Annotated in this window: 22 protein-coding genes; 7 read left to right on the top strand and 15 right to left on the bottom strand. The window is 66.1% G+C overall.

Annotation, left to right across the window (positions count from 1 at the left end; translation table 11 throughout):
* Positions 1-82: 82 nt before the first annotated feature.
* The 13 genes from VGK32_01775 to pilM form a co-directional block, all read right to left on the bottom strand.
* Positions 83-1,465, bottom strand: coding sequence for a hypothetical protein (locus VGK32_01775; protein HEY3380462.1), 1,383 nt, complete (start codon positions 1,463-1,465; stop codon positions 83-85).
* Positions 1,466-1,469: 4 nt separating this feature from the next.
* On the bottom strand, positions 1,470-2,123 hold the full coding sequence (thiE, locus tag VGK32_01770; GenBank protein ID HEY3380461.1) for a thiamine phosphate synthase: 654 nt from the start codon (positions 2,121-2,123) through the stop codon (positions 1,470-1,472).
* A 22-nt stretch (positions 2,124-2,145) separates the two neighbouring features.
* Positions 2,146-3,519, bottom strand: coding sequence for an acetyl-CoA carboxylase biotin carboxylase subunit (gene accC, locus VGK32_01765; protein ID HEY3380460.1), 1,374 nt, complete (start codon positions 3,517-3,519; stop codon positions 2,146-2,148).
* A gap of 13 nt (positions 3,520-3,532) precedes the next feature.
* On the bottom strand, positions 3,533-4,006 hold the full coding sequence (accB, locus tag VGK32_01760; GenBank protein ID HEY3380459.1) for an acetyl-CoA carboxylase biotin carboxyl carrier protein: 474 nt from the start codon (positions 4,004-4,006) through the stop codon (positions 3,533-3,535).
* Positions 4,006-5,154, bottom strand: coding sequence for a Xaa-Pro peptidase family protein (locus VGK32_01755; protein HEY3380458.1), 1,149 nt, complete (start codon positions 5,152-5,154; stop codon positions 4,006-4,008). The genes accB and VGK32_01755 overlap by 1 nt, the downstream gene beginning before the upstream one ends.
* 64 nt (positions 5,155-5,218) lie before the next feature.
* Positions 5,219-5,959, bottom strand: coding sequence for a tetratricopeptide repeat protein (locus VGK32_01750; protein HEY3380457.1), 741 nt, complete (start codon positions 5,957-5,959; stop codon positions 5,219-5,221).
* A gap of 24 nt (positions 5,960-5,983) precedes the next feature.
* Positions 5,984-7,009, bottom strand: a complete 1,026-nt coding sequence (locus VGK32_01745; protein HEY3380456.1) for a PKD domain-containing protein — start codon at positions 7,007-7,009, stop codon at positions 5,984-5,986.
* A gap of 81 nt (positions 7,010-7,090) precedes the next feature.
* Positions 7,091-7,732: a hypothetical protein gene (locus tag VGK32_01740; GenBank protein ID HEY3380455.1), complete on the bottom strand. Its 642-nt coding sequence runs from the start codon at positions 7,730-7,732 to the stop codon at positions 7,091-7,093.
* Between the two features lie 33 nt (positions 7,733-7,765).
* A complete protein-coding gene (gene pilQ, locus VGK32_01735) occupies positions 7,766-10,177 on the bottom strand; it encodes a type IV pilus secretin PilQ (protein HEY3380454.1) in 2,412 nt (803 codons plus the stop codon).
* The gene (locus tag VGK32_01730) at positions 10,178-10,708 is read right to left on the bottom strand and encodes a hypothetical protein (protein ID HEY3380453.1); all 531 of its coding nucleotides are present in this window, start codon (positions 10,706-10,708) and stop codon (positions 10,178-10,180) included. It lies immediately after the preceding gene.
* 11 nt (positions 10,709-10,719) lie between these two features.
* Positions 10,720-11,352: a type 4a pilus biogenesis protein PilO gene (pilO, locus tag VGK32_01725; protein ID HEY3380452.1), complete on the bottom strand. Its 633-nt coding sequence runs from the start codon at positions 11,350-11,352 to the stop codon at positions 10,720-10,722.
* Between the two features lie 94 nt (positions 11,353-11,446).
* On the bottom strand, positions 11,447-12,052 hold the full coding sequence (locus tag VGK32_01720; protein ID HEY3380451.1) for a PilN domain-containing protein: 606 nt from the start codon (positions 12,050-12,052) through the stop codon (positions 11,447-11,449).
* The gene (gene pilM, locus VGK32_01715) at positions 12,049-13,107 is read right to left on the bottom strand and encodes a type IV pilus assembly protein PilM (GenBank protein ID HEY3380450.1); all 1,059 of its coding nucleotides are present in this window, start codon (positions 13,105-13,107) and stop codon (positions 12,049-12,051) included. The genes VGK32_01720 and pilM overlap by 4 nt, the downstream gene beginning before the upstream one ends.
* A 382-nt stretch (positions 13,108-13,489) precedes the next feature.
* Between pilM and rplM the strand changes: the two genes are divergently transcribed.
* The 6 genes from rplM (at position 13,490) to frr (ending at position 17,671) form a co-directional block, all read left to right on the top strand.
* On the top strand, positions 13,490-13,921 hold the full coding sequence (rplM, locus tag VGK32_01710) for a 50S ribosomal protein L13 (GenBank protein HEY3380449.1): 432 nt from the start codon (positions 13,490-13,492) through the stop codon (positions 13,919-13,921).
* A gap of 1 nt (position 13,922) precedes the next feature.
* Positions 13,923-14,315: a 30S ribosomal protein S9 gene (rpsI, locus tag VGK32_01705; GenBank protein ID HEY3380448.1), complete on the top strand. Its 393-nt coding sequence runs from the start codon at positions 13,923-13,925 to the stop codon at positions 14,313-14,315.
* Between the two features lie 46 nt (positions 14,316-14,361).
* A complete protein-coding gene (gene rpsB / locus VGK32_01700; protein ID HEY3380447.1) occupies positions 14,362-15,147 on the top strand; it encodes a 30S ribosomal protein S2 in 786 nt (261 codons plus the stop codon).
* Positions 15,148-15,268: 121 nt separating this feature from the next.
* Positions 15,269-15,901, top strand: coding sequence for a translation elongation factor Ts (locus tag VGK32_01695; protein ID HEY3380446.1), 633 nt, complete (start codon positions 15,269-15,271; stop codon positions 15,899-15,901).
* Positions 15,902-16,227: 326 nt separating this feature from the next.
* Positions 16,228-16,959: a UMP kinase gene (gene pyrH / locus VGK32_01690; protein ID HEY3380445.1), complete on the top strand. Its 732-nt coding sequence runs from the start codon at positions 16,228-16,230 to the stop codon at positions 16,957-16,959.
* A gap of 142 nt (positions 16,960-17,101) precedes the next feature.
* Positions 17,102-17,671, top strand: a complete 570-nt coding sequence (gene frr / locus VGK32_01685; GenBank protein HEY3380444.1) for a ribosome recycling factor — start codon at positions 17,102-17,104, stop codon at positions 17,669-17,671.
* Between the two features lie 65 nt (positions 17,672-17,736).
* On the opposite strand, the gene VGK32_01680 is transcribed toward frr, so the two are convergent.
* The gene (locus VGK32_01680; GenBank protein HEY3380443.1) at positions 17,737-18,819 is read right to left on the bottom strand and encodes an ATP-dependent 6-phosphofructokinase; all 1,083 of its coding nucleotides are present in this window, start codon (positions 18,817-18,819) and stop codon (positions 17,737-17,739) included.
* Positions 18,820-19,201: 382 nt separating this feature from the next.
* Here VGK32_01680 and VGK32_01675 point away from each other — a divergent pair, with 382 nt between their 5' ends.
* On the top strand, positions 19,202-22,027 hold the full coding sequence (locus VGK32_01675) for a carboxypeptidase regulatory-like domain-containing protein (protein HEY3380442.1): 2,826 nt from the start codon (positions 19,202-19,204) through the stop codon (positions 22,025-22,027).
* Here the strand turns inward: VGK32_01675 and VGK32_01670 are convergent.
* Entirely contained in the window at positions 22,024-24,243 is a 2,220-nt protein-coding gene (locus VGK32_01670) for a sulfatase-like hydrolase/transferase (GenBank protein ID HEY3380441.1), read from the bottom strand. The two genes, VGK32_01675 and VGK32_01670, sit on opposite strands and share 4 nt — an antisense overlap.
* Positions 24,244-24,269: the final 26 nt, after the last annotated feature.

Here is a 24,269-nt window from a genome sequence, read left to right as displayed (position 1 = left end):
CGGTGATCAGCCGCCCCACGGTCGACCGAACCGGTCTGGCGGCGCGAACTCGGGCATTATAGGCGGGATCCGGGACGGGGCGCTACCGGGACCACGACACCATCGAGTTGTTCCCGAGCCGGGTCATCTGCCGCAGGTCCCCGCCTGTCCGCGTCATCATCCAGATCTGCTGGGTGCCCGAGCGACTCGAGGTGAAGGCGATGTGCCGTCCGTTCGGCCCGAACACCGGACTCTCGTTCTGGCGGCCGGCGGTCAGCTGGCGGATGGCGCCCGTGGCCAGTTCGATGACCTTGATGTCGAACCCGGTGTTCGTGCGCGAGACGTAGACAATCTCGTTCACCGGACCGGGCGACCAGCTCGGCCGGTCGCAGTACTTCTCGGTGGTCACCGCTCGAGGATTCGATCCGTCCGCCCCCATCACCCAAATCTGCGGCGAACCGGTCCGGTTCGAGGTGAATGCGATCTGCGTGCCGTCGGGTGACCACGCAGGTGAGGTACTGATGGCCCAGTCGCGCGTCAACCGGCGGACGTCACGGCCATCGGCGGACATCACGTAGATTTCTTCGTTGCCGTCGCGGTTCGAGGTGAACGCCATGCGGGTCCCGTCGGGTGACCAGGCGGGCAGCCAGTTCTTTCCTCGCGCGCCGGTCGGCGCCGTCTGACGCCGATCCTCGACAGCACTGACGAAGATGTCCTGATACCCCCGCCGGTACGACGTGTAGGCGACCGCCCGGCCATCGGGCGACCAACTGGGTGTCAGGTCGAGATCGCCGTCCACCGTCAGCCGGCGCTCGTTCGCCCCGTCGTAGTCGGCGATGAAGATTTCCTTGACGCGACGGAGCGACCCCGTCGGTTCCTTGAAGCCGCCGGACCGGTCCGACACGAAGGCAAGGCGGGAGTGCGCGACACCGACGATCCCCGCCTGTGCGCCCAGAATCTCGTCGGCGGCCACGTGCGCGAACCGCCGCGGATTGGCCATCGCACCGATGTATTCCCGTCCGAACGCCAGTTGCGCGCTCCGCACGTCGTCGATCCGCAGATCGAACCGCAGCGCGGCGCCGTCACGGTGTACCTCGCCGGACACCACACCGTCCGCTCCCGCGGCACGCCAACGCGCCACCCAGCCATCGATCCCTGGGCCGTCGCTCGGCCTGGAGACCACCGCCGCCTCGGCACCCTGCAGCCGCGGTGAGAGATCGAATACGTCCTCGAATGTCAGGTCGGCCCAGAGCACGTCGGCCAGCACGCTGGCCGTCACGTCGAGTTCGCGATCCGCGTGTGGGACCTGGACTCCGGCGAACACGAACCGGGGCTTGCCACCGCTGGCACCCTTGATCGTGATGGAGGACTGGCGCTCGGGACGGGAAGCCGGAGGTCGTACGAACGACCGCGGGATCAGCAGCGCCGCGAGCCCAAGCAGGGCCGCGACGGCGGGGCGGATGAGGGGACGCGCGGGCGTTCGCATGCTGTCAGGCCGTCGTGAGCCGCTCGACGTACGCTCGCACTCGGGCCTCCGGATCGCCGGTCGACAACAAATCGGAGATCACGGCGACCGAGTGCGCCCCGGCGGATAAGACGCGTTCGGCCCGCTCGAGGGTGATGCCGCCGATCGCGACGATCGGCCGGCCGATCCCCCCTTCGCCCCGGCTGCGCGCGGCGGCGACAGCCGAGCGCACGAGGTGCAGCCCCACCGCGTCGTAGCCCGTGGCCTTCGTTCGGGTCGCGAAGATTGGCCCGACGGCCGTGTAGCTCGCTGGTTGCTCGAAGGCCGCAGCGATTTGCTGCTCGCTATGCGTGGACAGCCCGACCACGCGGATTGACGGGTACACCCGGCGCACGTCGCTCACGCCGAGATCGTTTTGCCCGAGGTGGACACCATCCGCACCCGCCATCGCTGCGACATCGGCGCGGTCGTTGACGATCACCGTCGCTCCGAGCGCCCGCGCGTCGGCCACGACGGCCTCGCACCACTCCAGGAATTCGGCGCCACCCGCCCGCTTGGCGCGCACTTGCAGCAACCTGGCCCCGCCGGCCAGATAGGCCCTGGCCAGCTCCGGCACGGTCCACCCGCGCCGGTTGGCAACCTCGGCGTCCACGATGGCGTAAAGGGCAGGCAGGTGCACAGGACGGCTACATGCGCCAGATCTACACCGCTTCGGCGAGGGGCCGGCCGGTGGCCGGCGTCGTCATGAAGCGGTTCATGAACGCCGTGCTGAGGCGACCAGCGACGAAGTCGGGCTCCGCCAGGATCTTCAGGTGCATCGCCACATTCGTCTTGATGCCTTCGATGACGGTCATCTCGAGCGTACGACGCATGCGGGCGATTGCCTCCTGGCGGTCCCGGCCGTGCGCCATCACCTTCGCCAGCATCGAGTCGTAGTACGGCGATATCGTGCACTCGGAGTGCGCGGCCGTGTCGATGCGAACTCCGGGGCCGCCCGGCATGGCGAATACGCGGATGACGCCGGGCGACGGGATGAAGGTGTCCGGACATTCGGCGTTGATGCGGCACTCGATCGCGTGTCCGGTGAAGGTGACCTCGCTCTGCCGGAACGACAGTCGCTCCCCCGCCGCCACGCGAATCTGTTCTTTCACGATATCGACGCCGGTCACGAGCTCCGTCACGCCGTGTTCGACCTGCAAGCGGGTATTCGCCTCCATGAAGTAGAACCGGCCCTGCGGATCCAACAGGAATTCGAACGTGCCGGCGTTCGCGTACTGCACGGCCTTGGCCGCGTCGACGACGATACCGCCCATTTTGCGCCGCAGCTTCTCGCTGAGCGCCGGAGAGGGCGACTCCTCGATGAGCTTCTGGTGGCGCCGCTGAATCGAGCACTCGCGCTCGCCCAGATGGACGACGTTGCCGTGGTGGTCCCCGAGGATCTGAAACTCGATGTGACGCGGCGACTCGACGTATTTCTCGATGTAGACGTCCTTGACGCCAAACGCCGCTTCCGCCTCGCGCTGCGCCGTCTTGAACGCCTGCCCGAATTCGCCCGGCCCGGCCGCCACCCGCATCCCGCGACCGCCCCCGCCGGCCGTCGCCTTCACCAGCACCGGGTATCCGATGTCCTTGGCGATCTTCAGCGCCTTCTCTTCGCTCTCGACGATGCCCTCACTGCCCGGCAGCACCGGCACGCCAGCCTTCTTCATCACGCGGCGGGCGCGCGCCTTGTCGCCCATGAGCCGGATGACACGCGGGTCGGGCCCGATGAACTTGATGTGGCACGCTTCACAGACTTCGGCCAGATACGCGCTCTCCGACAGGAACCCGTAGCCCGGGTGGATGGCGTCCGCGCCGGTCACCTCGGCCGCGCTGATCACCGCCGGCACGCTCAGGTAGCTCTCGGCGGCCCTCGGTGGACCAATGCAGACGTCCTCGTCCGCGAACCGGACGTGCAGCGAGTTCTCGTCCGCCTCGGAGTACACGGCCACCGTCTTGATGCCCATTTCCCGGCAGGCATAGATGACGCGCAGCGCGATCTCGCCACGATTGGCGATCAGGATTTTCTTGAACATTCAGCCACAGCCCTCAACGCTTGATCGCGAACAGCCGTTCGCCGTACTGCACGGGTTGTCCGTTCTCCGCGTAGACCTTCACCACCGTGCCCGCGTACTCGGAGTCGATGTTGTTCATCATCTTCATGGCTTCGATGATGCACAGCGTTTGCCCATTCTTCACGCTGTCGCCCGGCTGGACGAAGGGCGGTGCGTTCGGTTCGGGCGCGCGGTAGAACGTGCCGACGATTGGCGATTTGACGATCGCCAGCTCGCTGTCGATCTCGATTTCCGGCGACGGCTGTTCCGCCGCAGCCGTCGCAACCAGGGTCGGGCCGGCCGGCGCGGTTGGCACACCGACGGGTATCGCCGCCGCCTGGACGATGGCCTGGCCGCCCTTCTTGATCCGGATGCGCACGCCGTCACTCTCGAGTTCCAGTTCGCTGAGCTCGTGCTCCCGCACCAGATCGAGAATCTGTCTGATCTCGTCGATTTTCATCATGGTCATCAGCGCTCGATCAACTCGCGCGGTGCACCGGTCAGCACCTCGCAGCCCTCGTTGGTCACCAGCACGTCGTCTTCGATTCGGACACCACCCCACCCGGGCAGATACGTGCCCGGTTCAACCGTGAACACCATCCCGGGTTCGACCGGCACCGCCCACGGCCGCGGGGGATCTCCCGCCCTGTCCTCCGCCCGGATCGGCGTGAGGCTCGGCAACTCGTGGACCTCGATGCCCAGCCCGTGTCCGGTGCCGTGCACGAAGCCGGCTCCCAACCCGCGGGATTCGAGCACATCGCGCGCCGCCCGGTCGATCTCGCCGGTCGTCACCCCGGAACGGACCGACGCGAGCGCCGCGGCCTGCGCCTCCAGCACCGCCTGGTAGATGCGGCGCTGTTCCTCGGCGGCCGGCCCGATGCTCACCGTGCGCGTGAGGTCCGCGCAGTATCCGTCGCGCACACCACCAAAGTCCAGCACGACGAGGTCCCCAGCGCGGAGGATCCGTTCGCTCGCCGTGGCGTGTGGGAGTGCGCCGTTTGGACCCGAGCCTACAATCGTATCAAATGCCGGCCGTGAAAACCCCGCCCGACGCATCTCGCAGTCGATGAGCGCCGCGAGATCCCGTTCTCGCAGTCCCGCCTTCACATGGCTGACCACCGCGAGCGCCACGCGCGATACCAGGCGTGCGGCCGTCCGAAGCGCGGCGATCTCGTGCGCGTCCTTGAGCTGGCGCAGTCGCTCGACGAGGCCTGATGTCGGCACGAGTTCGGTCCCGGCTCCCAGTCCGGTCCGCAGCCGGGCGTGCCGGCCAAATGCCAGGTGGTCCGCTTCGAACCCGGCGCGACACGCTCCGATGCCGCGCAGCACACCGGCGATCGTCTGATCGTAGCTGCTCTCGACGCGGACGAGCCTCGCGTCTCGAGGACCGTGCTCGGAATCGCGCAGGTGTTCGGCCTCCGCCACGTACCGCGCGTCCAGCACGAGAGTCAGCCCGGCTGGCGAGACGATCGCCGCGCCTGCGCTGCCGGCGAAGTTCGTCAGGTAGAACAGGTTGGGAAGATGCGTCACGACGAGGGCGTCACAGCCGGACGTCTCGAGAGCCAGCGCCAGGCGTAGGCGGCGCGACGTGAGCAGGGTCGAGGGTGCGAAAGTCATTGAGGGACGAGCGTCCGCTGCCTCCGGGCGGCCCCTCGGGGCATGTCGGGTGCAACAGGCGAAATTATACGCGGCGATCGCGTTCGGCGAGAATGACGTCCAGCCACCGCTCGAGCGTCTCGATCTGACGCGCGGGTACAGACGCGAGCCCCACTATCGGCTCGACCGAAGCCAGCGACGGTGCGGGGGGCACGGCGGGTTCAGCGGGATCGGCAAGGGAAGGGCCAGACTCGGGAATCACGGTGATGGGCCCCGTGCGGTCGTCGTCGAGTGCCTGGCCCGGCGTTCGAGCCGGATCGGCGGGCCGTGGTTCGGCGCCGAAGGCCGCGAATTCGCCCATGGCTTCCTCGAACGAGAGCCCACGCTCCACGACGGGGAGTGGCTGGTTCGGCTCGAGTTCCTTCTCGATCTTCTCGATGAGATGCTCGAGATCGGGATCGTGCGGGGCGAATCCGAGCGCACTGCGGTAGTACTCGAGCGCCTTCGGCAGGTCGCCTGTGCGGTGATGAATTTCCGCCAGGCCCTTCAGGGCGGCGAGGTTCTCCGGCGCGGCGGCCAGTACGCGCTCCAACTCGCTCTCGGCGGTCGTCAGGTCGCCCGTTTCGATGAGCGCTCGCCCCAGGGTCACGCGCGCCGACAGGTAATCCGGGTGGTGCGAGAGTCCCGCGCGACACGTCTCGACCGCATCTGCGGACCGGCCTGCGCGCCGATACTCCTCCGCCAGTTGTGCGAAGGCGATGGACGCCGGGTCCCGCTGGACCCGGCGTCTCAGTTCCTCGATGCGCGGGCTGTCAGGCACAGTCACACCTCATCGGGACGATGCACCGCACTACGGCGCAGGAACCACCACCGACACCGTCCTCGACACCACACCGTAGCGGCCGGCATCGTCGGTGACCTTCAGTGTCACAGTGTAGGTCCCTTTGGCGTCGAACGAGTGCACCTGCGTCACGCCGTGCTTCACGGTGCCGTCGCCGAAATTCCACTCGTAGTCCACGATGGTTCTCGTGTTCGCAGCCGTCGAAGCCGAGCCGTTGAAGAACACGTTCTGGTTGACAACAGGCCCGGCCGGCGAGAACTCGAACGCCGGCTTGGGAACTTCGCCGGCGCCGATCGTGACGACCTGCATCACGGATGCGGCGCGCTGATTGGCATCCTTGATCGTCAGCGTCACAGGCCACGAACCGATGTCGAAGGCGTGCGTGACCGTCTGCCCGAACCCGGTGGCGCCGTCGCCGAACCTCCACTCGAAGGAGACCACCGATCCGGTCGTGCACCCCGTCTGACCGGTCGCGGTGCAGAACGGTGCGGTGAAGATCACACTATCCCGCTCCTTGGGCGCTGTCGGGCTGAATGTGAAGCCGGGGACCAGGTCGGACGGTGGGATGATCACGCCAGGCGGCACGAGCCGGATATCGACCGTACGCGGCATGGCATTCGCGTAGTTGCCGTTGATCGGTGTCACCATCAACGTGATGATGTTCGCTCCGGTGTCCACCGATTGCGCCGGCGCGGCCGGCGCCGTGTACGTGAGCACGGCGCGACCATCGCTCCCCGTCACGACGGTGCGGGTCGAGAGCGTCCCGTAGTCGGCGATCTTCCCGCCTTGCGTGATCTCGACTCGGACCGACACGTTTCGCAGCGGCTGCGCGCTCGCGTCCCGTGCCAGCACGACGATCTGTGACTGCGACGCGCCATCCTGCGTGATCACGTCGGGATTGGCCTGCAGCGTCAGCGACAGGCTGAGTTCCGACGGCCCGGACAGTGCCGGCTCGGTCGTGCTCTTGACCGAGCAGGCCGTCGCCAGCGCCGCGACCGTCGTGAGGAGTGCGAACGTGCGGAATGCTCTCACCATATGCTCTGCCCCGTGCTGTCGTTCCGAGGGCCGTCTCGAATAGGGCTCCGGCTCCGGGCCCCAGGCTCCCCTACCCCATCCCTAGCCGGGATCGCCCCAGTCGGCGAAGTTCACGCTCATCGACCCGGTCAGCGACACGGTATTGCCCGCCTGGTCGTGCCCGTACACGGTGACCTGTGCGATCGTCGAGAGCACGACGTTGCCGCCGCCGTTCCTCATCGCCATCAGCGGCGCCTCGAGCTTGGCCTGCGCCCGCACGAGCACGAAGGTGAACGCCGTGGGCGTGGCCGTTACGGTCCCGGTAATCGCCCCGAAGAACGCCGCCGGCACGTCGACGCCAGGCGTGGCCCGTCCATCCGAACGCACGAACGTCACTTCGTACCGATCGAGCGTGATCTGGTTCACGGTCGACGGGTTGCTGGGTACCGTGCCCCCCGGGTCCTTCATCGCGATGTGAAGCTGGACCTGCCCCAGATCCTCGAACACGGTTGGGACCAGCACCGTCTGGGTGCCCACCGTGGCCTTGACCAGGGTGACGACGTCCGATTCGAGAACGTTGCTGAACAGGCTGGGCTTGGCCCCGGAAGCGGCCGTGAGCTGGTCGACGACCAGATAGCTCGAGGCCCGTCCCTGCCGCACGGCGTCGCCGCACGAAGTGGAGGCGAGCATCGCAAGTGCGAGCGCCGCCGCTCCGGCCATGTGTCGATCACGTGTCCAATTCATCTCAGTGCCCTCGCTCGCCCGTCCTGGTACCGCCTACAGCTTGGCAATCCGTGGCGTGATGAAGATCAGCAACTCGCGACTCTGATCGTGGATCGCGTCCCGTCTGAACAACCAGCCGAGCAGCGGAATCCGCGACGCGCCTGGCGTCTTGTCGAGCGACGCCTGTTCCTGACTCACGTAAATCCCGCCGATGACCGTCGTTTCGCCGTCCTTGACGAGCACCGTGCTGGTCGCCCGCTGCGTGTCGATCGGGGGAATCGCGCTCGGCCCAACCGCGCGACTGAAGTCCGCCGTCGCGTTCTCGAGCAGGATCTTGAGGATGACGGTGTTCGACGCGGTAATCTGCGGTGTGACCTTGAGCGACAGCGCGGCGTCCTTGAACGTCACGGTCACGGTGTTGTTGGCGATCGTCTGAATGGGAATCTGCGTGCCCTGCATCACCTCGGCTTCCTGGTTGTTCTGCGTGGACACGCGCGGCGTGGAGAGGATGCGACCCTTGCCGCTCGTCTCGAGCGCGGACAACGCCACATCGAGGTTGAAGGCGCCATTCACCGAACCGAGCGCGATGCCGATGGCGCTCGACGCCGCCGATACGCCCAGATTCACCGCCGTCCCGACGGCCGTCGTGTCTCCCACGCCAGCCTGGACGCCCCCGGTGCGACCGCCCACGCTCACGCTGTTCGGGAACGCCAGCGACGTGGTGTTCGCCAACTGCGGCGCCATCCGCCCGCCAATCCCCCACTGCACGCCGATCGACCGCGCGAAATCACGAGTGGTTTGGACGATGCGCGCCTCGATCTCCACCTGCGGCTGCGGCTTGTCGAGCGTGGCCACCAACGCGCTGACGGTCTCGAGGCCGTTCGGCAGGTCGCGGATGATCAGGGTGTTCGTGCGCGGATCCACCTGGACGTCGCCCCGCTTGGTCAACGCGCTCCTCTCGATCAGTGTCTTGAGATCCTCGGCTTTCGCGTAGCTGAGTGCGTGCGTCATGACCTTCAACTCGCCCGACAGTGCCTGCTCGTCGGACAGCTTGCGGCGCGCGCCTTCCTCGTCCGAGAGGGCGGCGAGCGGCGCGATGCGGACGACCGTCCCGTCGACGACGTACCCGAGCTTGTTCGCACGAAGGATGATGTCGAGCGCCTGGTCCCACGGCACGTCGCGCAGCGCGACGTCCACGGTCCCCTGGACCTGGGGATCGATCACCATGTTCAGCGCGCTGATCTCCGAGAACGTCCGCAGCACCGACCGCAGGTCTGCACCCTGGAAGTCGAGGCTGATCGGGTGTCCGGTGTACTGCCGCGCGCCCGACCCCGATCCGACCTGCGCGGTCTGCGCCGGCTGCGTCGAGGGCGACGAGGGCACGACCGTCGTCGGAGGCGGTGTCTGCGGTGGCGCCGCAACCTGCGGAGCCGCTGCCGGAGCAACGGTCGCCGGCGCCGGCTTGGCAGGCGGCGGCTGCGGGTCGGTCCTCTTCGCCGCCTCGGCCGCCTCGGCGCCAGCCCCCCTGGCCGGGACCGACGCTGGCACCGTCACCGGCGCGACGGCTGGAGCGGCAGGGGCCATCGATGCGGGCGCGTCAGGATGCTCGACGAACAGAACCTTCAGTTCGTTCCCTGCGGGCTGCAGTGTGTACGGCACTTCGCGCGCGAGGTCGAAGACCACGCGAGTCACACGCGGAGTCACGCTGTGCGTCGCCACCCGCACGCGCCGGATAGCGCTACGGGCGATGGGCGTGACTGCCGGAACCTTCGACGCCACGCCCTCGAAGTCGAGCACCAGCCGGTACGGAGCCGCGCGGGTGACCTCCGGGGACGAGGCGAGCAGCGTACCGTTGCCGGCGAGCGTCACTTCGACGCCGCGCGCGCCCGCGTTTGCGCGGATGGCCTCGAGGCGCGTGGCTGGGGTCGCCGTGGCTGCGGAGAGAGGCGCAACGGCTGCCCGCGGCTTCTCCGCCGCCGGCACGGTTTCGTCGTCGGGCACGACATCCACCTGGATCACGTTCCGGTCGCTGTGCACGCGATGCTGCGCGGGCGTGGCGAGCAGCACGCGGACACGCGTGATGGCCGCTCCGTCGGTCGCCTTGACGTCCTCGAACGTCACGGCGGCCACCGGCCCCACGCGCGACGAGGTGACCCGGTTCACCGCTCCTGCTGACGTGACGTTCCGCAGGTCAACGAGCACCGTCAGCGGATCGGGACGCGCCGTCACGTAGGCGACGGGCGCCGAGGACTCAATGAGCACCGACGCCCCGCGCCCGCCCAGCGTTGCCGAGATCGTACTGAGGCGCGCCCGGGGCGGCGCGGTCTCAACCGCGGCAAACCCGGCCACCACCATGCTGGCCGCCAGTACCACCGCCAGCCCCGCCCAGGCGCCAGTGCGATGACCGGTCGTCGGGTGTGCACGCCCGCATCTCGCCCATGTCCGGACAATCCAGTTGTGCCGCATCTACTTGACCTCTTCGACCGCCCGCAGCGTCTTGCGGATCTCCCGTTGCTTGGTGAGCGACAGTGGGTCGTTCACCTCTTGGAGGATGAGCATGCTGTCGGCGGAAATCGCCTTCACCACGCCGTCCGCGAATCGATCGTTGGTGTGGACGATGTACGGGCGCCTGCCGTCGGGCCCCTGCACGATTGCCAGGTAGGTGCCCCGGCTCTGCATGATGCCCCTCAGCACGACCTCACTCGCATACAGCCCGGCGATCCCGTCGCCCTTCCGGTTCTGGCGGGTGTCGCCGCCTCGGTTCATCAGACTCACGAAGGGATCGCGTCGCCCTTCGGCCCTGTAACTGTACGTCTCGGGGGGCTTGGGGGCTGGAGCCGTGGCCACCTTGGGCCGAGGTGCGTCAACCGGCTTCACGGCGGATGCCCCCGCGGCCGGCGGCCGCGCCGGAGGCTTCGGCTTCTGCGCCACTTGCCCGGCCGCGCCCACCGCGACGAGGGTGGCCGCTGCCAGCACGATCGAACACACGCATTTCATGGGCGCCTCGCTCACCGTGGCCCCCCGGCCCCCGGCGTCGGCCTCACCCCGCCCGGCCCCGGCGCCGGCCTTACGACCTGCTTGTTCTCGAGCAGGACGAAGGTGGTGGCGACGCAGTCGGCGGTGATCGTCGAATCCGGTTCCTGCTTGTCCTTGGCCTTGATATCGATGTCGCTGATGTGGATGATCCGGGGGAACTTGCTCACCCGATCGAAGAAGATGCCCAGATTGTGGTACGCGCCGTCGAGTTGCAGGTTGATGGGGACCTCCGCGTGCAACTGCTTGGTCACCGGCGTCGCCGTGGGCTTGAAGCTGCGGATGGTGAGGTTCGACTGGACGGCGAGCGTCTGGAGACGCCGCAGCATGTCGCCCATGTCCTTCTCCTCCGGCAGCACGTTCTTCAGGGTTTCGAGCCGGTTCTCGAGGTCCGCGACCTCGGCCCGGAACTGCGGGAGACGCTGCGCGATGACCTGGCTCTTCCGGATGTCCACCTGCAACGCATCGAGTTTCCGCTGGCGCTGCGCCATTCCCGCCTGCATCGGCGTGACGTACAGGTAGAAGAAGGCCCCAAAGCCCGCCACGGACAGGGCGACGAAGGCTCCGATCTGTCCGTACCACGGCAGCTTGCTCAGTGTCCCAGCCACGTCTCGCCTTTCTATCGGGGCAACGGCCCTGCGGCTTTATGAGCCCCCCCGGAGTCCGCGATTCTCGTGCAGGCCAGCCTGTCCCTGCGGTCCGCTACCCCGCAGGCGGCGTAAAGGTCGCCTTCACCGAGAAGCGAATGAGATCGACGCCTGACATCCGTTGCGACGGGTCAACCTGGCTGTCGAGAATCTCCACGGGCTTGAAGTACCCGCCGAGTTTCAGGTTATCCACGAAATCCGAGAGCGCCGTGAGCGTCGTGCAGCGGCCCGTGATCGTCAGATCCGCGCCCTGCTGCTTGACCTCCGACAACCAGAGCATGTCGGGCAGGCTGCGGGAGATCTCGTCGAGCAGGTGGACCGGTCCGGCCTGCCCTTTCCGCAGTTCTTCGATGAGCCCGACGCGCTGTTTGAGCTGCACCCGCCGCGCTTCGTACTGCTGCACCTGCACGATGAGCGACCGGAGGCGCGCTGTCTCCTTCTGGCTGGTGAGAATGTCCTCCTCGACGCGGGCACTCTGCCGCGCGAGGGACCAGTACCACCAGCCGACGCCCAGGCCGGTCAGCACCAGGATCAGGCTGCACGCCAGGGTAATCCTGAGCTGCGTGACCGCGACACCGCCGGCGGTGCCGACGGCAGCGGGTGCTGACGACCGCCGCTTGGTACGTTCGCGCTCGATGGCGATGAGGTTGATTCGGATCATCGGTCGCCCGCCCGTCTGAGCGCCAGCCCCACCGCGACGGCCAACGTCGGCGCCACGTCCGGCAGGTGCTCGATCTTGAGTTTCTTCGCGTCGACCTGGATCTTCCGGAACGGGTCGAACAACTCGACCTGCGTCGTGAACCGCTCGGCCAGTTGCGCGGCGAAACCGTCAACGCGCGAGGTGCCGCCGCTCACGAGAATCCGATCAATCCGCTCGGACGCCGCGGTGGCCTTGAAGAAGTCAAAGGTCTTCTGGATCTCGAGCAGGAGGTTCTCGGTGACCGTCCGCAGGATCGGCGCGACATCCTCGGGCATCGTCCCGTCCACCGGCTCGCCCTTCTTGACGCGCTCCGCGCTGTCGAAGGGCAGTCCCAGCTCTTTCTGGATCGCTTCGGTGAAGGCGTTGCCGCCCATCGAGATGTCACGGGTGAACAGCGACTGCTCGCCGCTGACGATGTTGATGTTCACGCCGCTGGCGCCGGCATTCAGGAGGGCGATGACCGCGCCCGGCTCATTGTCGTAGTTGGCTTCGAAGGCGTTCTGCACCGCAAACGCGTCGACATCCACGATGACCGGTACCCGGCCGGCCTGCTTGATGACGTCGGTGTAGTCGCTGATCTTCTCCTTCTTCGCCGCGACGAGCAGCACTTCCATGCTGCCCCGCTGATCGGCCGTCGGCGCCGAGAGGATCTGGTAGTCGAGGTTGACGTCCTGGATGTCGAACGGGATGTACTGCTCGGCCTCCCACTGGATCGACTCCGAGAGTTCCGCCTCGGTCATCACGGGCAGCGTGATCTTCTTCACGATGACCGAATTGCCGGAGAGGGAGGCGACCACGTCGCGCGTCTTGATCTTGGCGGTGTCCAGGAGGCGGCGGATCGCGTCGGCCACCGCGCCGGCGTCGATGATGGCGCCGTCCACGATGGTGTCTCCCGGGATCGGCTCGGTGCCGAAGGCCACGACGTTGTAGCTGCGGCCCGACGGCCGGAGCTCCACGGCTTTGACGGCACTCGACCCGATGTCGAGGCCAACGACGGCTTTTGATCTGCGAAACACGCCTGTGTTCCCTCCTGCGAATCACGGGGCCCGGTAACGCCGACCGTAGCGCAAGCCGGATGCCAATCGATTTCCGGCCCGAAACGACCGGCGCCCAGCGAAAACTGGCCGAAACTGCCAGCTCTACCGAACCCGAGCCGTGCATCCTGTGCGCCGTGTCGACTGACCGATCACGGAACCGTCAGCGCATCGACCCGTTTCGCACTCGTATTATCGGGCTGTGGTCTGAAGTCGGACAGTGGGGGTGACAAGAAAGGCGCGCCGTGATGGGTCCCGGCTTCTTCCTCGCCGTGTGTTCGGCGTTGTCCGTTGACAGAATTCTCCAAGCTGGCTATCATTTTGGTTTGCCGTCGTTTCAAAGACACCCACAGGGAACGGTTCAATGCGTACGTTTACGGCAAGTGCGAAGACGATCGAAAGACAGTGGCACGTGATTGACGCCGGGGACAAGGTCCTCGGTCGCATCGCGACGGCCGCGGCAAAGCTGCTCCAGGGCAAGCACAAGGCGACTTACACGCAGTTCCTGGACACCGGCGACCATGTCATCGTGATCAACGCCGCGCAGGTGAAGCTGACCGGGCGGAAGGAAGCGCAGAAACTCTATCGCCATCACAGCGGCTTTGAGGGTGGATTGCGCGAAGAACGAGCGAAAGACGTCCGGCAGAAGAATCCGGTGCGGCTGGTCGAACAGGCGATTCGGGGGATGTTGCCGAAATCCAAGCTCGGCGACGCCATGTATCGCAAGCTGAAGGTCTACCGCGGTTCGGACCATCCGCATACCGCGCAGAAACCAACCCAGTTCAAGGTAGCTTAACGTGGCAGTCATTCAGTATTACGGCACCGGCCGCCGCAAGACTTCGGCCGCGCGGGTCTTCCTCCGGCCAGGCAAGGGCGGCATCAGCGTCAACCGTCGCGCGTTCGAGGAGTTCTTCCCGACCGAGTCGCTACGCGTTCAGGTTCGCCAACCCCTGCTGCTCACCGAGACCGCTGACAAGTTCGACATCCTGGCGACGGTGGCGGGCGGCGGCGTGTCGGGACAGGCCGGCGCGATCCGCCTGGGCATTGCCCGGGCCCTGTGTGAGTACAACTTGGAGCTGCGTGGGCGGCTCAAGAAGGAAGGCCTCCTGACGCGCGACGCGCGCGCCAAGGAGCGCAAGAAGTACGGCATGGCTGGCGCGCGCAAGCGTTTCCAGTTCAGCAAACGTTAACTGTCGGTTTCCATCAGGACGTGGAGGGCGCTTGGCCGGGATCGCGATGAAAGAGCTGCTGGAGGCGGGGGTTCACTTCGGCCACCAGACGAAACGCTGGAATCCGAAGATGAAGGAGTTCATCTTCGGCGAACGGAACGGCATCTACATCATCGACCTCGGGAAGACGGCGAAGCTGTTCCGGGAGGCCGAAGAGTTCGTGACCCGTCTCGCATCGGACGGCGGCACGGTCCTGTTCGTCGGCACGAAGCGGCAGGCACAGGACGCCATTGCGGAAGAGGCGCAGCGCAGCGGGATGTTCTTCGTGAACCAACGCTGGCTCGGCGGCCTCTTGACCAACTTCACCACGATTCAGCGCAGCCTCGGACGGCTGCGCGAACTCGAGGCGATGGCGACCGACGGTCGCTACGAGACGCTGTCGAAGAAGGAGATTGCGCGGATCGAGAAGGAGAAGCGCAAGCTCCAGAAGAACCTCGACGGCATCCGGCTGATGGCCAAGCTTCCCGACGCGATCTTCGTCGTGGACACCCACAAGGAGAAGATCGCCGTTGACGAAGCCCGGAAGTTGAAGATCCCGGTCATCGGGGTCGTCGACACCAACAGCGACCCGGACGAGGTCGACTTCGTGATTCCCGGCAACGATGACGCCCTGCGCGCGATTCGACTCTTCGCTTCGCGCCTGGCCGACGCCATCGTCACGGGTCGCGGCTTCCGCGAGGCGGTCCACGCCGAAGCGGCAGGGGATGCGGAGGCGGCAGCCGAGGCCCAGCGCGGAATGCGCAGCACTCGGCGTCCCCGCCCCGAGCACACGCCAACACCGGCGTCCGCCTAGACTCGACCGGGTCGGGTGATCTACCGCGTAGGGGCGGGTCGCACACCCGCCCCTACGATTTTTTTGTACGAGCGCGACCGGGCAGGGCGGTGTCACGCCCGACCCGACGGGAGAACACGTCATGGCAATCACAGCAGAACAGGTCAAGGCCCTGCGCGACAAGACCGGCGCGGGCATGATGGAGTGCAAGACGGCCCTCACCGAGGCCAAGGGTGACATCGAAGAGGCCATCACGGTCCTCCGCAAGCGGGGGCTCGCCAAGGCCGCGACCCGTTCGGGCCGCGCGACCAAGCAAGGCGCGGTGGGCACGTACGTCCACATGCCGGTGGCCGACGCGGCGGGGCCCTTCGGCTTCGCGAAACTCGGCGTCCTCGTCGAGGTGAACTGCGAGTCCGACTTCGTCGCCAAGACCGACGACTTCAAGACCCTCGTCAAGGAACTCGCGATGCAGGTCGCCGCCGCCGATCCGACGTTCGTGACCCGCGAACAGGTGCCGGCTGCCGAGGTCGAGAAGGAGAAGGAGATCTTCCGCGCCCAGCTCGCCGAGTCCGGGAAGCCTGCCAACGTGATCGAGAAGATCATCGAGGGCAAACTCGGCAGCTTCTACGAGCGCGTCTGCCTGATGGACCAGCTGTCGGTCCGCGACGGCTCCCTCAAGGTCTCCCAGATGATCGCCGCCGCCGTCGCGAAGACCGGCGAGAACATCACGGTGGCCCGGTTCGCGCGCTTCAAGCTCGGAGACGTGGCCGAGTAGCGATCGGACAGAAGTGCTGGGTGCGATGTGCTGTGGGCACCGTGCGCCGGAAGGTGCACGGTGCCCAGTGCGATGGAAAGTGCGAAATGCCAGGTGCCGCCGGCTCTTCCCGGCTGTTCCTGGCATTTTGCGCATTGGGAGTTCGCCACCGCCACGCACTTCCCCACTCACGTGATTCTCCAGCCATCCCCTTCGGACTCTCCACTTCGATCCCGACACCATCCTCCGCACTTCGCACGTCGGACCGAGCCCTTTCCCGCGCACGTAGCACTCAGCACGTCGCACTTGGCACTTTTCTCGCCGGCACGTTATATAATCGCCACTCTATGGATTCCTCCTCCGGTCACCCCGCCTTCCGCCGCATCCTCCTCAAACTATCGGGCGAAGCGCTCATGGGTGAGCAGTCGTTCGGCATCGACCCGGCCGTTGCAGGACGTATCGCCAAGGAAGTGGCCGAAGTCCAGGCGCTCGGCGTCGAGGTGGCTCTCGTCATCGGCGGCGGGAACATCTTCAGGGGCGTCGCGGCCAGTGCGCGCGGCATGGACCGCGCCACCGCCGACTACATGGGAATGCTCGCGACGTGCATCAACGCGCTCGCGCTGCAGGATGCACTCGAACACGAAGGCGTTGTCACGCGAACCGAGACGGCAATCGAGATGCGCGCCATCGCCGAACCGTTCATCCGCCGGCGCGCAGTCCGACACCTGGAAAAGCGCCGGGTTGTCATTTTCGCCGCCGGCACCGGGAACCCCTACTTCACCACCGACACCGCCGCGGCGCTTCGCGCCATGGAGATCAAGGCCGACGTGCTGATGAAGGCCACCAAGGTGGACGGCATCTACGCCGCCGACCCGATGAAATACCCCGACGCTGAGCGCTTCGAGACGATCTCCTACCTCGACGTTGTCGTTCGCGGCCTGCAGGTGATGGATGCCACGGCCATCTCGCTCTGCAAGGACAACAAGATGCCGATCATCGTCTTCAATCTGCGCACGCACGGACACCTGAAACGCGCCGTGATGGGCGAACGCGTCGGGTCGATGGTCACGGCAGAATAGCGGAAATGGTGGATACCCGGCCCTGTGCTCTCGGGTACTGGCTTGTAATTACTCGCTCGTGGTTCTGGGTTTCCTGTGGGGCAGGTCGCTGGACCTGCTCGGTCGGCAGTCTCGCAACACACTCATCTGTCGGAGTTGACACATGGATGTGAACGATCTGAAGAGTCTGAACGCGGAAGTGAAGAAACGGATGACCGCCGCCATCGAGCATCTGCGGCACGAACTGGCCGGAGTGCGGACGGGCCGCGCGACGACCGGAATCCTCGATTCGGTCCACGTTGATGCCTACGGCACACGGATGCCCCTCAACCAGGTGGCGTCGCTCTCGGTACCCGAGCCGACGATGATCGTCGCACAGCCATTCGATCCGACCTTGATGGGGGCCATCGAAAAGGCGATCCGCGCGTCGGACCTCGGCCTGAACCCCAACAACGATGGCAAAGTCGTCCGCATCCCGATCCCCGCGCTCACCGACGAGCGACGCAAGGAACTCTCGCGTCACGTCCACAAGATGGCCGAGGAGGCGCGCAACGCCGTGCGCGTCGTCCGCCGCGACGCCAACGAGCGCCTGAAGAAGTTGGCAAAGGACAAGAAGGTCTCGGAAGACGACGAGAAGCGCGGCCTCGAGGACGTGCAGAAGACCACCGACCTCGAGATCAAGCAGATCGACGAACTGCAGAAGAAGAAGGACGCGGAACTGCTCACCAGATAGCGGGATCCGGGATTCAGGATTCGGGGGTGGCCCTGACTCCTGAATCCTGGCTCCTGGCTTCTGTTCTAGTCCCCAAACCCCACTCCCATCGCCCGTGCCGTGCCGATCAGGTCGCTGTCGAGCGGCACGGTCTTCATCCGCCCCACGACGTCCTGGAAGGGCACCGGCACGATGTCCGGCGGCCGGTTGGCCACCATCATCCCGAACTGGTTGTTGCGCACGAGTTCGACCGCCTTCGCACCGAACCGCGTCGCCAGCACGCGATCGGCCGGCGTCGGCGCTCCGCCGCGTTGCAGATGTCCGAGAACGACGACGCGCGTCTCCTTCCCGGTCAGGCGCTCGAGTTCCGCCCCGACGAAGTTCCCGATCCCGCCCAGCCGCTCGACGTATCCGCTCTTGGCCGCGGTCTTCACCATGACTCCCCCGCCGATCGGCTTGGCGCCCTCTGCGATCACCACGATGCTGAACCGTGCGCCCCACTGGTCGCGCTCTCTGATCTTCGCCGCGGTCTTCTCGAGGTCGAACGGAATCTCCGGAATGAGGATGACGTCTGCTCCTCCACCGATGCCCGCCCGCAGTGCGATCCACCCGGCATAGCGCCCCATCACCTCGACGACGATGATGCGGTGATGCGCTTCGGCGGTGGTGTGCAGGCGATCGATGGCATCGGTCGCGAAGCTCACCGCACTGTCGAACCCGAACGTGCTCGTCGTCCCGACGATGTCGTTGTCGATCGTCTTCGGAACGCCGACCAGCGGGATGCCTCGGCGGAAGAACTGGTGTGCGATCGCCAGTGTTCCGTCGCCACCAATCACGATGAGCGCATCGAGCGCGAGTGCGTGGAACGTGTCCACGACGCGTGAGGAGTAGTCGACCGTCCCCTCGGGGGTCGCAACGGGATAGGCAAAAGGGTCGCCGCGGTTGCTGGTGCCGAGGATGGTGCCGCCGATGCGCAGGATCCCGGTGACGTCCTTCGGCGTGAGGGTTCTCGACCGGTTCGGCTGAATGAGTCCATCGAAGCTGTCCTCGAGGCCCACGCACTCGATGCCCTGGTTGTACGCGCCTTTGACGACCGCCCTGATGACTGCGTTCAGACCGGGAGCGTCTCCGCCGCCTGTCAGCACGCCAACACGTTTGACGTCGGGCATATCCGCGTTCACCTCGGCCGTTGAGCATACACCAACACCGCGCGCACGGCTGTGCGAACTCGGCCGAGAGCACTGGACAATCTGGCTCCAATTCCGGTCCATTGGGTGAAACCGCATCTGGCATCCAAGATTCTGCATTAGCTCTCGCAGAAGTTGGATCCTTGGCGCCCCGGCGCGCGACGGTCGCGGATTCAATTCCTGTAAACAACTGAATAAATGGACGTTGTGTTGCTTGTAGCATTGGCGATACACCTTGCCGGATGGCCCTACGTTTGCTACAGTCAAGACACTCCCTCTCGCATCTGTCGTGCTCGTTCGCCGGGATCCCAGGGTTCGGTTGCCGTTTTTCGGACGTCTCCCACTGTTCGCCAAGGAGGTTCGAATGCGAGTCGCCAGACTGGTCACCCTCTCGCTTGCGTTAGTCCTGGCCACCTCCGTGTTACCGCTCTACGCGCAAACCGACACCGGCTCGGTCGATGGCCGCGTGTTCGATGAGCAGAAGGGCGGAATGCCAGGTGTCACGGTCACGGCCAAGAACGTGGATACCGGCCGCACACGGTCGACAACGAGCGGGTCGACGGGCAGTTTCCACCTCGAGTCGCTGTCGGCCGGCACGTGGGACCTCACCGCTGAGATCCAGGGGTTCTCGATCCAGGTCCGCAAGGGCGTCACCGTGCAGATCGGATCCAAGGTGAACGTCGACTTCACGATGAAGGTGGGCAACCTCTCGGAAACCGTCGTGGTCACCGGTGAAGCGCCACTGGTGCAGACGACCCGGTCCGACGTCGGCCAGGTCATCACGACGACGATGGTTGAGAACATGCCGCTGAACGGGCGGAAGTTCCAGGATCTGTCGTTGCTCGTTCCAGGCACCCGGCCCTCGAACTACTACGACCCGACGAAGACCGAGGTGGGTGGTATCAGCTACGGCGGCCTGACCGGCCGATCGGTGAACATCAGCGTGGACGGTGGCGACAACAACGACGGCGTCGTCCGCGGCCTGCTGCAGCAGTTCAGCGCCGACGCCATCCAGGAATACAAGGTCACGACGCAGCGCTACAGCGCCGAATTTGGCCGGTCGACCGGCGGTCTGGTGAACGTCATCACCAAGAGCGGGACGAACGAAATGCGCGGGTCCGCGTTCCTGTTTGCACGAAACGAGAAGCTGAATTCGGAGACGTATTTCGAGCAGCAGTCGGGTGCCGGCAGGCAGCCGTTCAGCCAGCAGCAGACCGGCGCCACGATCGGCGGCCCGCTGGCCAAGGACAAGGCCTTCTTCTTCCTGTCCTACGAGTACAACCGCCGGCAGGACTACGCGACGGTCTTCACCAATCACGTGCTGCCTTCGGAGGAAGGGCCGCAACTGCGACCGTTCCGCGATCACCTGCTGACCGCCAAGACGGACCTCCAGTTGACCCCCAACAACCACCTGCTGGTGCGGTACGCCCTCGAGAATCAGCGGCGCGACCACGACTTCATCGGCGGCAGCACGCTCAAGTCGGCCGGCGCCACGAACACCAACCTGATCCACTCGATCATCGGCAAGAACGCCACGGTGTTGGGCAACTCGAAATTGAACGAGTTCGTGGTCTTGTACCAGTTCTTCGACAACAACATCCTCGCCGAGGACAACACCAAGCCTGGGATCGCGACGCCGGATTTCACATTTGGCGCCAACCTCAACACGCCGCAGGAGACCATCCAGAAACGGATCCAGGTGAAGGACGACTTCTCGTTCCGCAAGGAAGGCTGGGCTGGCGACCACGACTTCAAGGTTGGGGGTGAGCTGATCCGATCGCACTACGGCGGGTTCTTCACGCCGAGTCTGTACGGCTCGTTCAACTTCGCGAGCCGGCTCCCGGGCAACAGCATCAACGCCTACTTGAACGCCATCGCCGACACGTTCACCGGCTCGGCCGGGCAGAACGAGGCGAACGACGACTGGACGTACGTCGCGGCCTACTTCCAGGACGACTGGAAGCCCCGGAGCAACTTCACGGTCAACATGGGGCTGCGGTGGGAGATGCAGGCGGGCCCGTACCAGAACAACTTCGACACCCCGGTGCTGCGCACGTTGAAGACTCTGGGGTACCAGACCGAGCGCAAGCAGGACCTCAAGGACTTCGGGCCGCGCGTGGGATTTGCGTGGGATGTCAGGGGCGATGGACGAACCGTGGTCCGTGGGGGTTGGGGCATCTACTACGACGAGATCTTCCAGAACATCACGTTGTACGAGAAATGGAACGACGTGCGGACGCCGCTGTTCTTCGTGTCGGCGTCACCCGCGCCGTTCACGGCCGCCCACTACGCGGCCAATCGGGATGCGATTCGCAATTCGTTCATCGACCCGACGTTCGCGGGCCAGATCATGCGGCTGACCGCGCCCAACCTCAAGCAGCCGTACTCGCAGCAGTTCAACGTCGGGTTCTCGCACAGTCTCAACCGGAACGTCTCGCTCGACGTCGACTACATCCACGCGCTCGGCGAACGCGAGATCCACCGGTGGACGATCGACACGTCGCTCAACCGGAACACGGACCTGTCGCCGGCTGGCACGTTCCAGCCGTTGTGGGGCCGGATCAACGTCGAAGGAAACCGGGGTCATTCCAAGATCGACGGCCTGTACGTGACGGGCAAAGTTCGGATGAAACAGGCCGAGCTCATCACCACCTACTCGCTCACCAAGGGCATGAACATCGCCAACGACTTCGGGTCGTACCCGGGTGACCTCAGCAACACCAACTGGGAAGGTGACTGGGGCCCCATGCCGAACGACGTGCGGCATCGGTTCACCTTGGGCGGCGTGTTCCAATTGCCGGGCGGGTTCCAGGTCTCGAGTTCGATCCAGGCGAACACGGGCAAGCCCGTCAACCCGGTCCAGGGACTGTCGGGCCAGAGAAACGCGATCCGCGCGATCGATCCGACGACGGGACGGGCGTTTGGACGCAACTCGTTCCGCGGACCCAGCTTCGCGACGTGGGATGCTCGTGTCGCCAAGTACTTCAGGTTCGCGAAAGGCCGGTCGGTCGAAGTGCTCTTCGAGGTGTTCAACCTGACCGACCGCATCAACCTCAGCGGTGATACCGCCTTCGGCTACAACAACGTGTGGGGCCGTGGCACGTCCCCGCTGGCGGGCTTCGGCACCGCGACTCAGATCGTGCCGAACAGCAATCGACAGGCGGAATTCGGCATCAGGTTCAAGTTCTAGGTCCCAGGGCGCAAGGCGTTGATCCGGCGTCGGGCTTCGGTTCGCGCCTGCACGGTGGCATCAGGGGAAGCGGCGATCCGCGCGTATTCGGCACGCGCGTCCGCCGACTTCCCCTGCCGCTCGTAGATCAATCCCAGATTGAAGCGCGCTTCGTTGTCACCGGGCTGGAGTTCGACCGCCCGCTGCAGCGCCGACGCCGCATCGTCCATCCGTCCCCGCTTGGCGTACAGCACGCCCAACCCTGTCAGCGCCGGCTCGTAGTCGGGTTGCAGCTTGAGCAGCGTCTCGTACTCGATCTGTGCGTCGAGACTCTGCCCCGCCTCGGCCAGCACCTTCGCCAGATCGAGCCGTATCATCGGCTTCGCCGGATCGGCGGCAACGGCCGCTCGGAGTTCGACGAGCGCTCCGACGTACTCTCCGCGCGACGCCAGAATACCCCCCTTCATGATGCGCGCGTCGGTGAAGCGGGCGTCGATGGCGAGCGTGGCCTCGGCCTCGCGAAGGGCGCTGCCCTGGTCTCCCATCCGGAGTGCGCAGATGGCGATCCAGTGGTGTGCATACGCGCTCGTCGGCACGAGTTCGAGGTATCGGCGGTACTGGGCGATCGCCTGGCGGTACTCCCCCATGCCCATGTGAGCGCTGCCGAGCACGAGTTGGGCGAACGCGTTTGCCGGGTCCTGCGCGAGTACGTCTCGCAGAATGGGAAGCGCGTCGGCGAACCGGCGCTCGCGCACCGCGCTGTTGGCGCGACGCAGCCGGTTGAAGACGGCAATCATGTCCTTCGGATCCGCCTTCTGCTGTCGCACCGCGTCGACCACCGGTTCCGCCCCAGCCCCGACGTAGCCGAGCGACGCCAGTTTCTCGAGAGCCTCGCGGTCCATTCGCGCGGGCGTCATCTCCCCGCCCACGCCGCCGGTCAGCCGGTCGAGTTGCTGCTTCAGCGCCTGCGCCGCCTGGGCGCGTTCGCCGATCCGGTTCTGGGACTCGGCGGCATCCGTCGCGAGGTCGTACAGTTCCGGCCGGGGCGCCTCGATGTACTTCCACCGTTCGTCGCGCACCGCGCGCAGCGGCGCCCAGCTCATATAGAACTGCGGCAGGAAGGTCTCGGCGTACACGACCGGCGCGGCAGCAGGGTCCCGTCCCTCGATGAGCGGTCGCAGGCTCCGGCCATCGTCCGTCTTCAGCGCTGGCGCACCCACCACATCGAGGATCGTCGGCGCCAGATCGGTCGCGCGAACCTGGGTGCTCACCACGCGTGCAGGCGGAAGGAGGCCCGGTCTCCACAGGATGAACGGCACGCGGATCGCGCTCTCGTAGACGAACATCGAGTGCGTCTCCTCGCCGTGATCGCCGAGACTCTCGCCGTGGTCGCCGATGATCGCGACGAGCGTGCGGTCCCTCAAGCCAAGCTGGTCCAGCCGCTCCATCACCGACGCGATCACCGCGTCGTCGAACGCGATCTCTCCGTCGTACGGCGCATCGGCAAACGCCTCGCGAAACGGCGGTGGCGGGTGGTAGGGCTCGTGGGGATCGTACAGGTGCAGCCAGGCGAAGAACGGTGAGCCGTCGGCCTGGCGTGCGAACGCGTCCAGCCAGGCGGTGAGCGCGAGAGCGGTCCGGTCGCCGCGGCGCTCTGCCTCGAGGCTGATCACCTGGGTGCTGGCTCCTTCCTGCTTGTCGTCGTAGAGATCGAATCCGCGCGCCAACCCGTAGCGGCGGTCGAGGATGAAGGAACTGACGAACGCCGCCGTTCGGTAGCCGCGCGCGTGAAGGACCGTCGCGAGCGTGTCGAAGCGCTCGCCCAGGTAGAAGTTGCCGTTGTTGCGGACGCCGTGATGGAACGGGTAGAGGCCCGTCAGGATCGAGGCATGCGCCGGCAGCGTGATCGGCGCCGGACTGAACGCGTACTCGAAGCGCACGCCCTCAGCCGCGAGTTGGTCAAGATGACGCGTGCGTGCGCGGGCGAAGCCGTAGCACCCGAGATGATCCGCCCTGGTGGTGTCGAGCGTCACGAGGAGCACGTTCAATCGGGACGCAGACGGGGTGGAGGCCCGCCCGCTCCCCGGTTGGAGAATGGGCACGAGCCACGGGGCCACGCCGATCACGCTCAACGCGCCGATCCCGAGCAGCGCGACGAGCGGCCACCGCCAGGTCCGCGCCGCAGCGTCGGGATGAGCTCGACCCGATCGGGTGCGATTCACAGTGCGGCTGAGCATCGGCGCGCCTCGCCTCCCCACGATGC

It is taken from the genome of Vicinamibacterales bacterium, from assembly GCA_036504215.1.
Classification (GTDB): domain Bacteria; phylum Acidobacteriota; class Vicinamibacteria; order Vicinamibacterales; family Fen-181; genus FEN-299.
The sequence above is the reverse complement of the archived record's forward strand: the minus strand, read 5'-3'. Positions and strand labels throughout refer to the sequence as shown.

Excerpts from the sequence above, each read along its gene's own strand:
- VGK32_01670 (HEY3380441.1), bottom strand. The coding sequence starts at position 24,243 with ATGCTCAGCCGCACTGTGAATCGCACCCGATCGGGTCGAGCTCATCCC.
- VGK32_01730 (HEY3380453.1), bottom strand. The coding sequence starts at position 10,708 with ATGAAATGCGTGTGTTCGATCGTGCTGGCAGCGGCCACCCTCGTCGCG.
- frr (HEY3380444.1), top strand. The coding sequence starts at position 17,102 with ATGGATGTGAACGATCTGAAGAGTCTGAACGCGGAAGTGAAGAAACGG.
- rplM (HEY3380449.1), top strand. The coding sequence starts at position 13,490 with ATGCGTACGTTTACGGCAAGTGCGAAGACGATCGAAAGACAGTGGCAC.
- pyrH (HEY3380445.1), top strand. The coding sequence starts at position 16,228 with ATGGATTCCTCCTCCGGTCACCCCGCCTTCCGCCGCATCCTCCTCAAA.
- VGK32_01745 (HEY3380456.1), bottom strand. The coding sequence starts at position 7,009 with ATGGTGAGAGCATTCCGCACGTTCGCACTCCTCACGACGGTCGCGGCG.
- VGK32_01680 (HEY3380443.1), bottom strand. The coding sequence starts at position 18,819 with ATGCCCGACGTCAAACGTGTTGGCGTGCTGACAGGCGGCGGAGACGCT.
- VGK32_01695 (HEY3380446.1), top strand. The coding sequence starts at position 15,269 with ATGGCAATCACAGCAGAACAGGTCAAGGCCCTGCGCGACAAGACCGGC.
- VGK32_01720 (HEY3380451.1), bottom strand. The coding sequence starts at position 12,052 with ATGATCCGAATCAACCTCATCGCCATCGAGCGCGAACGTACCAAGCGG.
- accC (HEY3380460.1), bottom strand. The coding sequence starts at position 3,519 with ATGTTCAAGAAAATCCTGATCGCCAATCGTGGCGAGATCGCGCTGCGC.
- VGK32_01775 (HEY3380462.1), bottom strand. The coding sequence starts at position 1,465 with ATGCGAACGCCCGCGCGTCCCCTCATCCGCCCCGCCGTCGCGGCCCTG.
- VGK32_01740 (HEY3380455.1), bottom strand. The coding sequence starts at position 7,732 with ATGAATTGGACACGTGATCGACACATGGCCGGAGCGGCGGCGCTCGCA.
- accB (HEY3380459.1), bottom strand. The coding sequence starts at position 4,006 with ATGACCATGATGAAAATCGACGAGATCAGACAGATTCTCGATCTGGTG.
- rpsB (HEY3380447.1), top strand. The coding sequence starts at position 14,362 with ATGAAAGAGCTGCTGGAGGCGGGGGTTCACTTCGGCCACCAGACGAAA.
- VGK32_01755 (HEY3380458.1), bottom strand. The coding sequence starts at position 5,154 with ATGACTTTCGCACCCTCGACCCTGCTCACGTCGCGCCGCCTACGCCTG.
- VGK32_01675 (HEY3380442.1), top strand. The coding sequence starts at position 19,202 with ATGCGAGTCGCCAGACTGGTCACCCTCTCGCTTGCGTTAGTCCTGGCC.
- pilQ (HEY3380454.1), bottom strand. The coding sequence starts at position 10,177 with ATGCGGCACAACTGGATTGTCCGGACATGGGCGAGATGCGGGCGTGCA.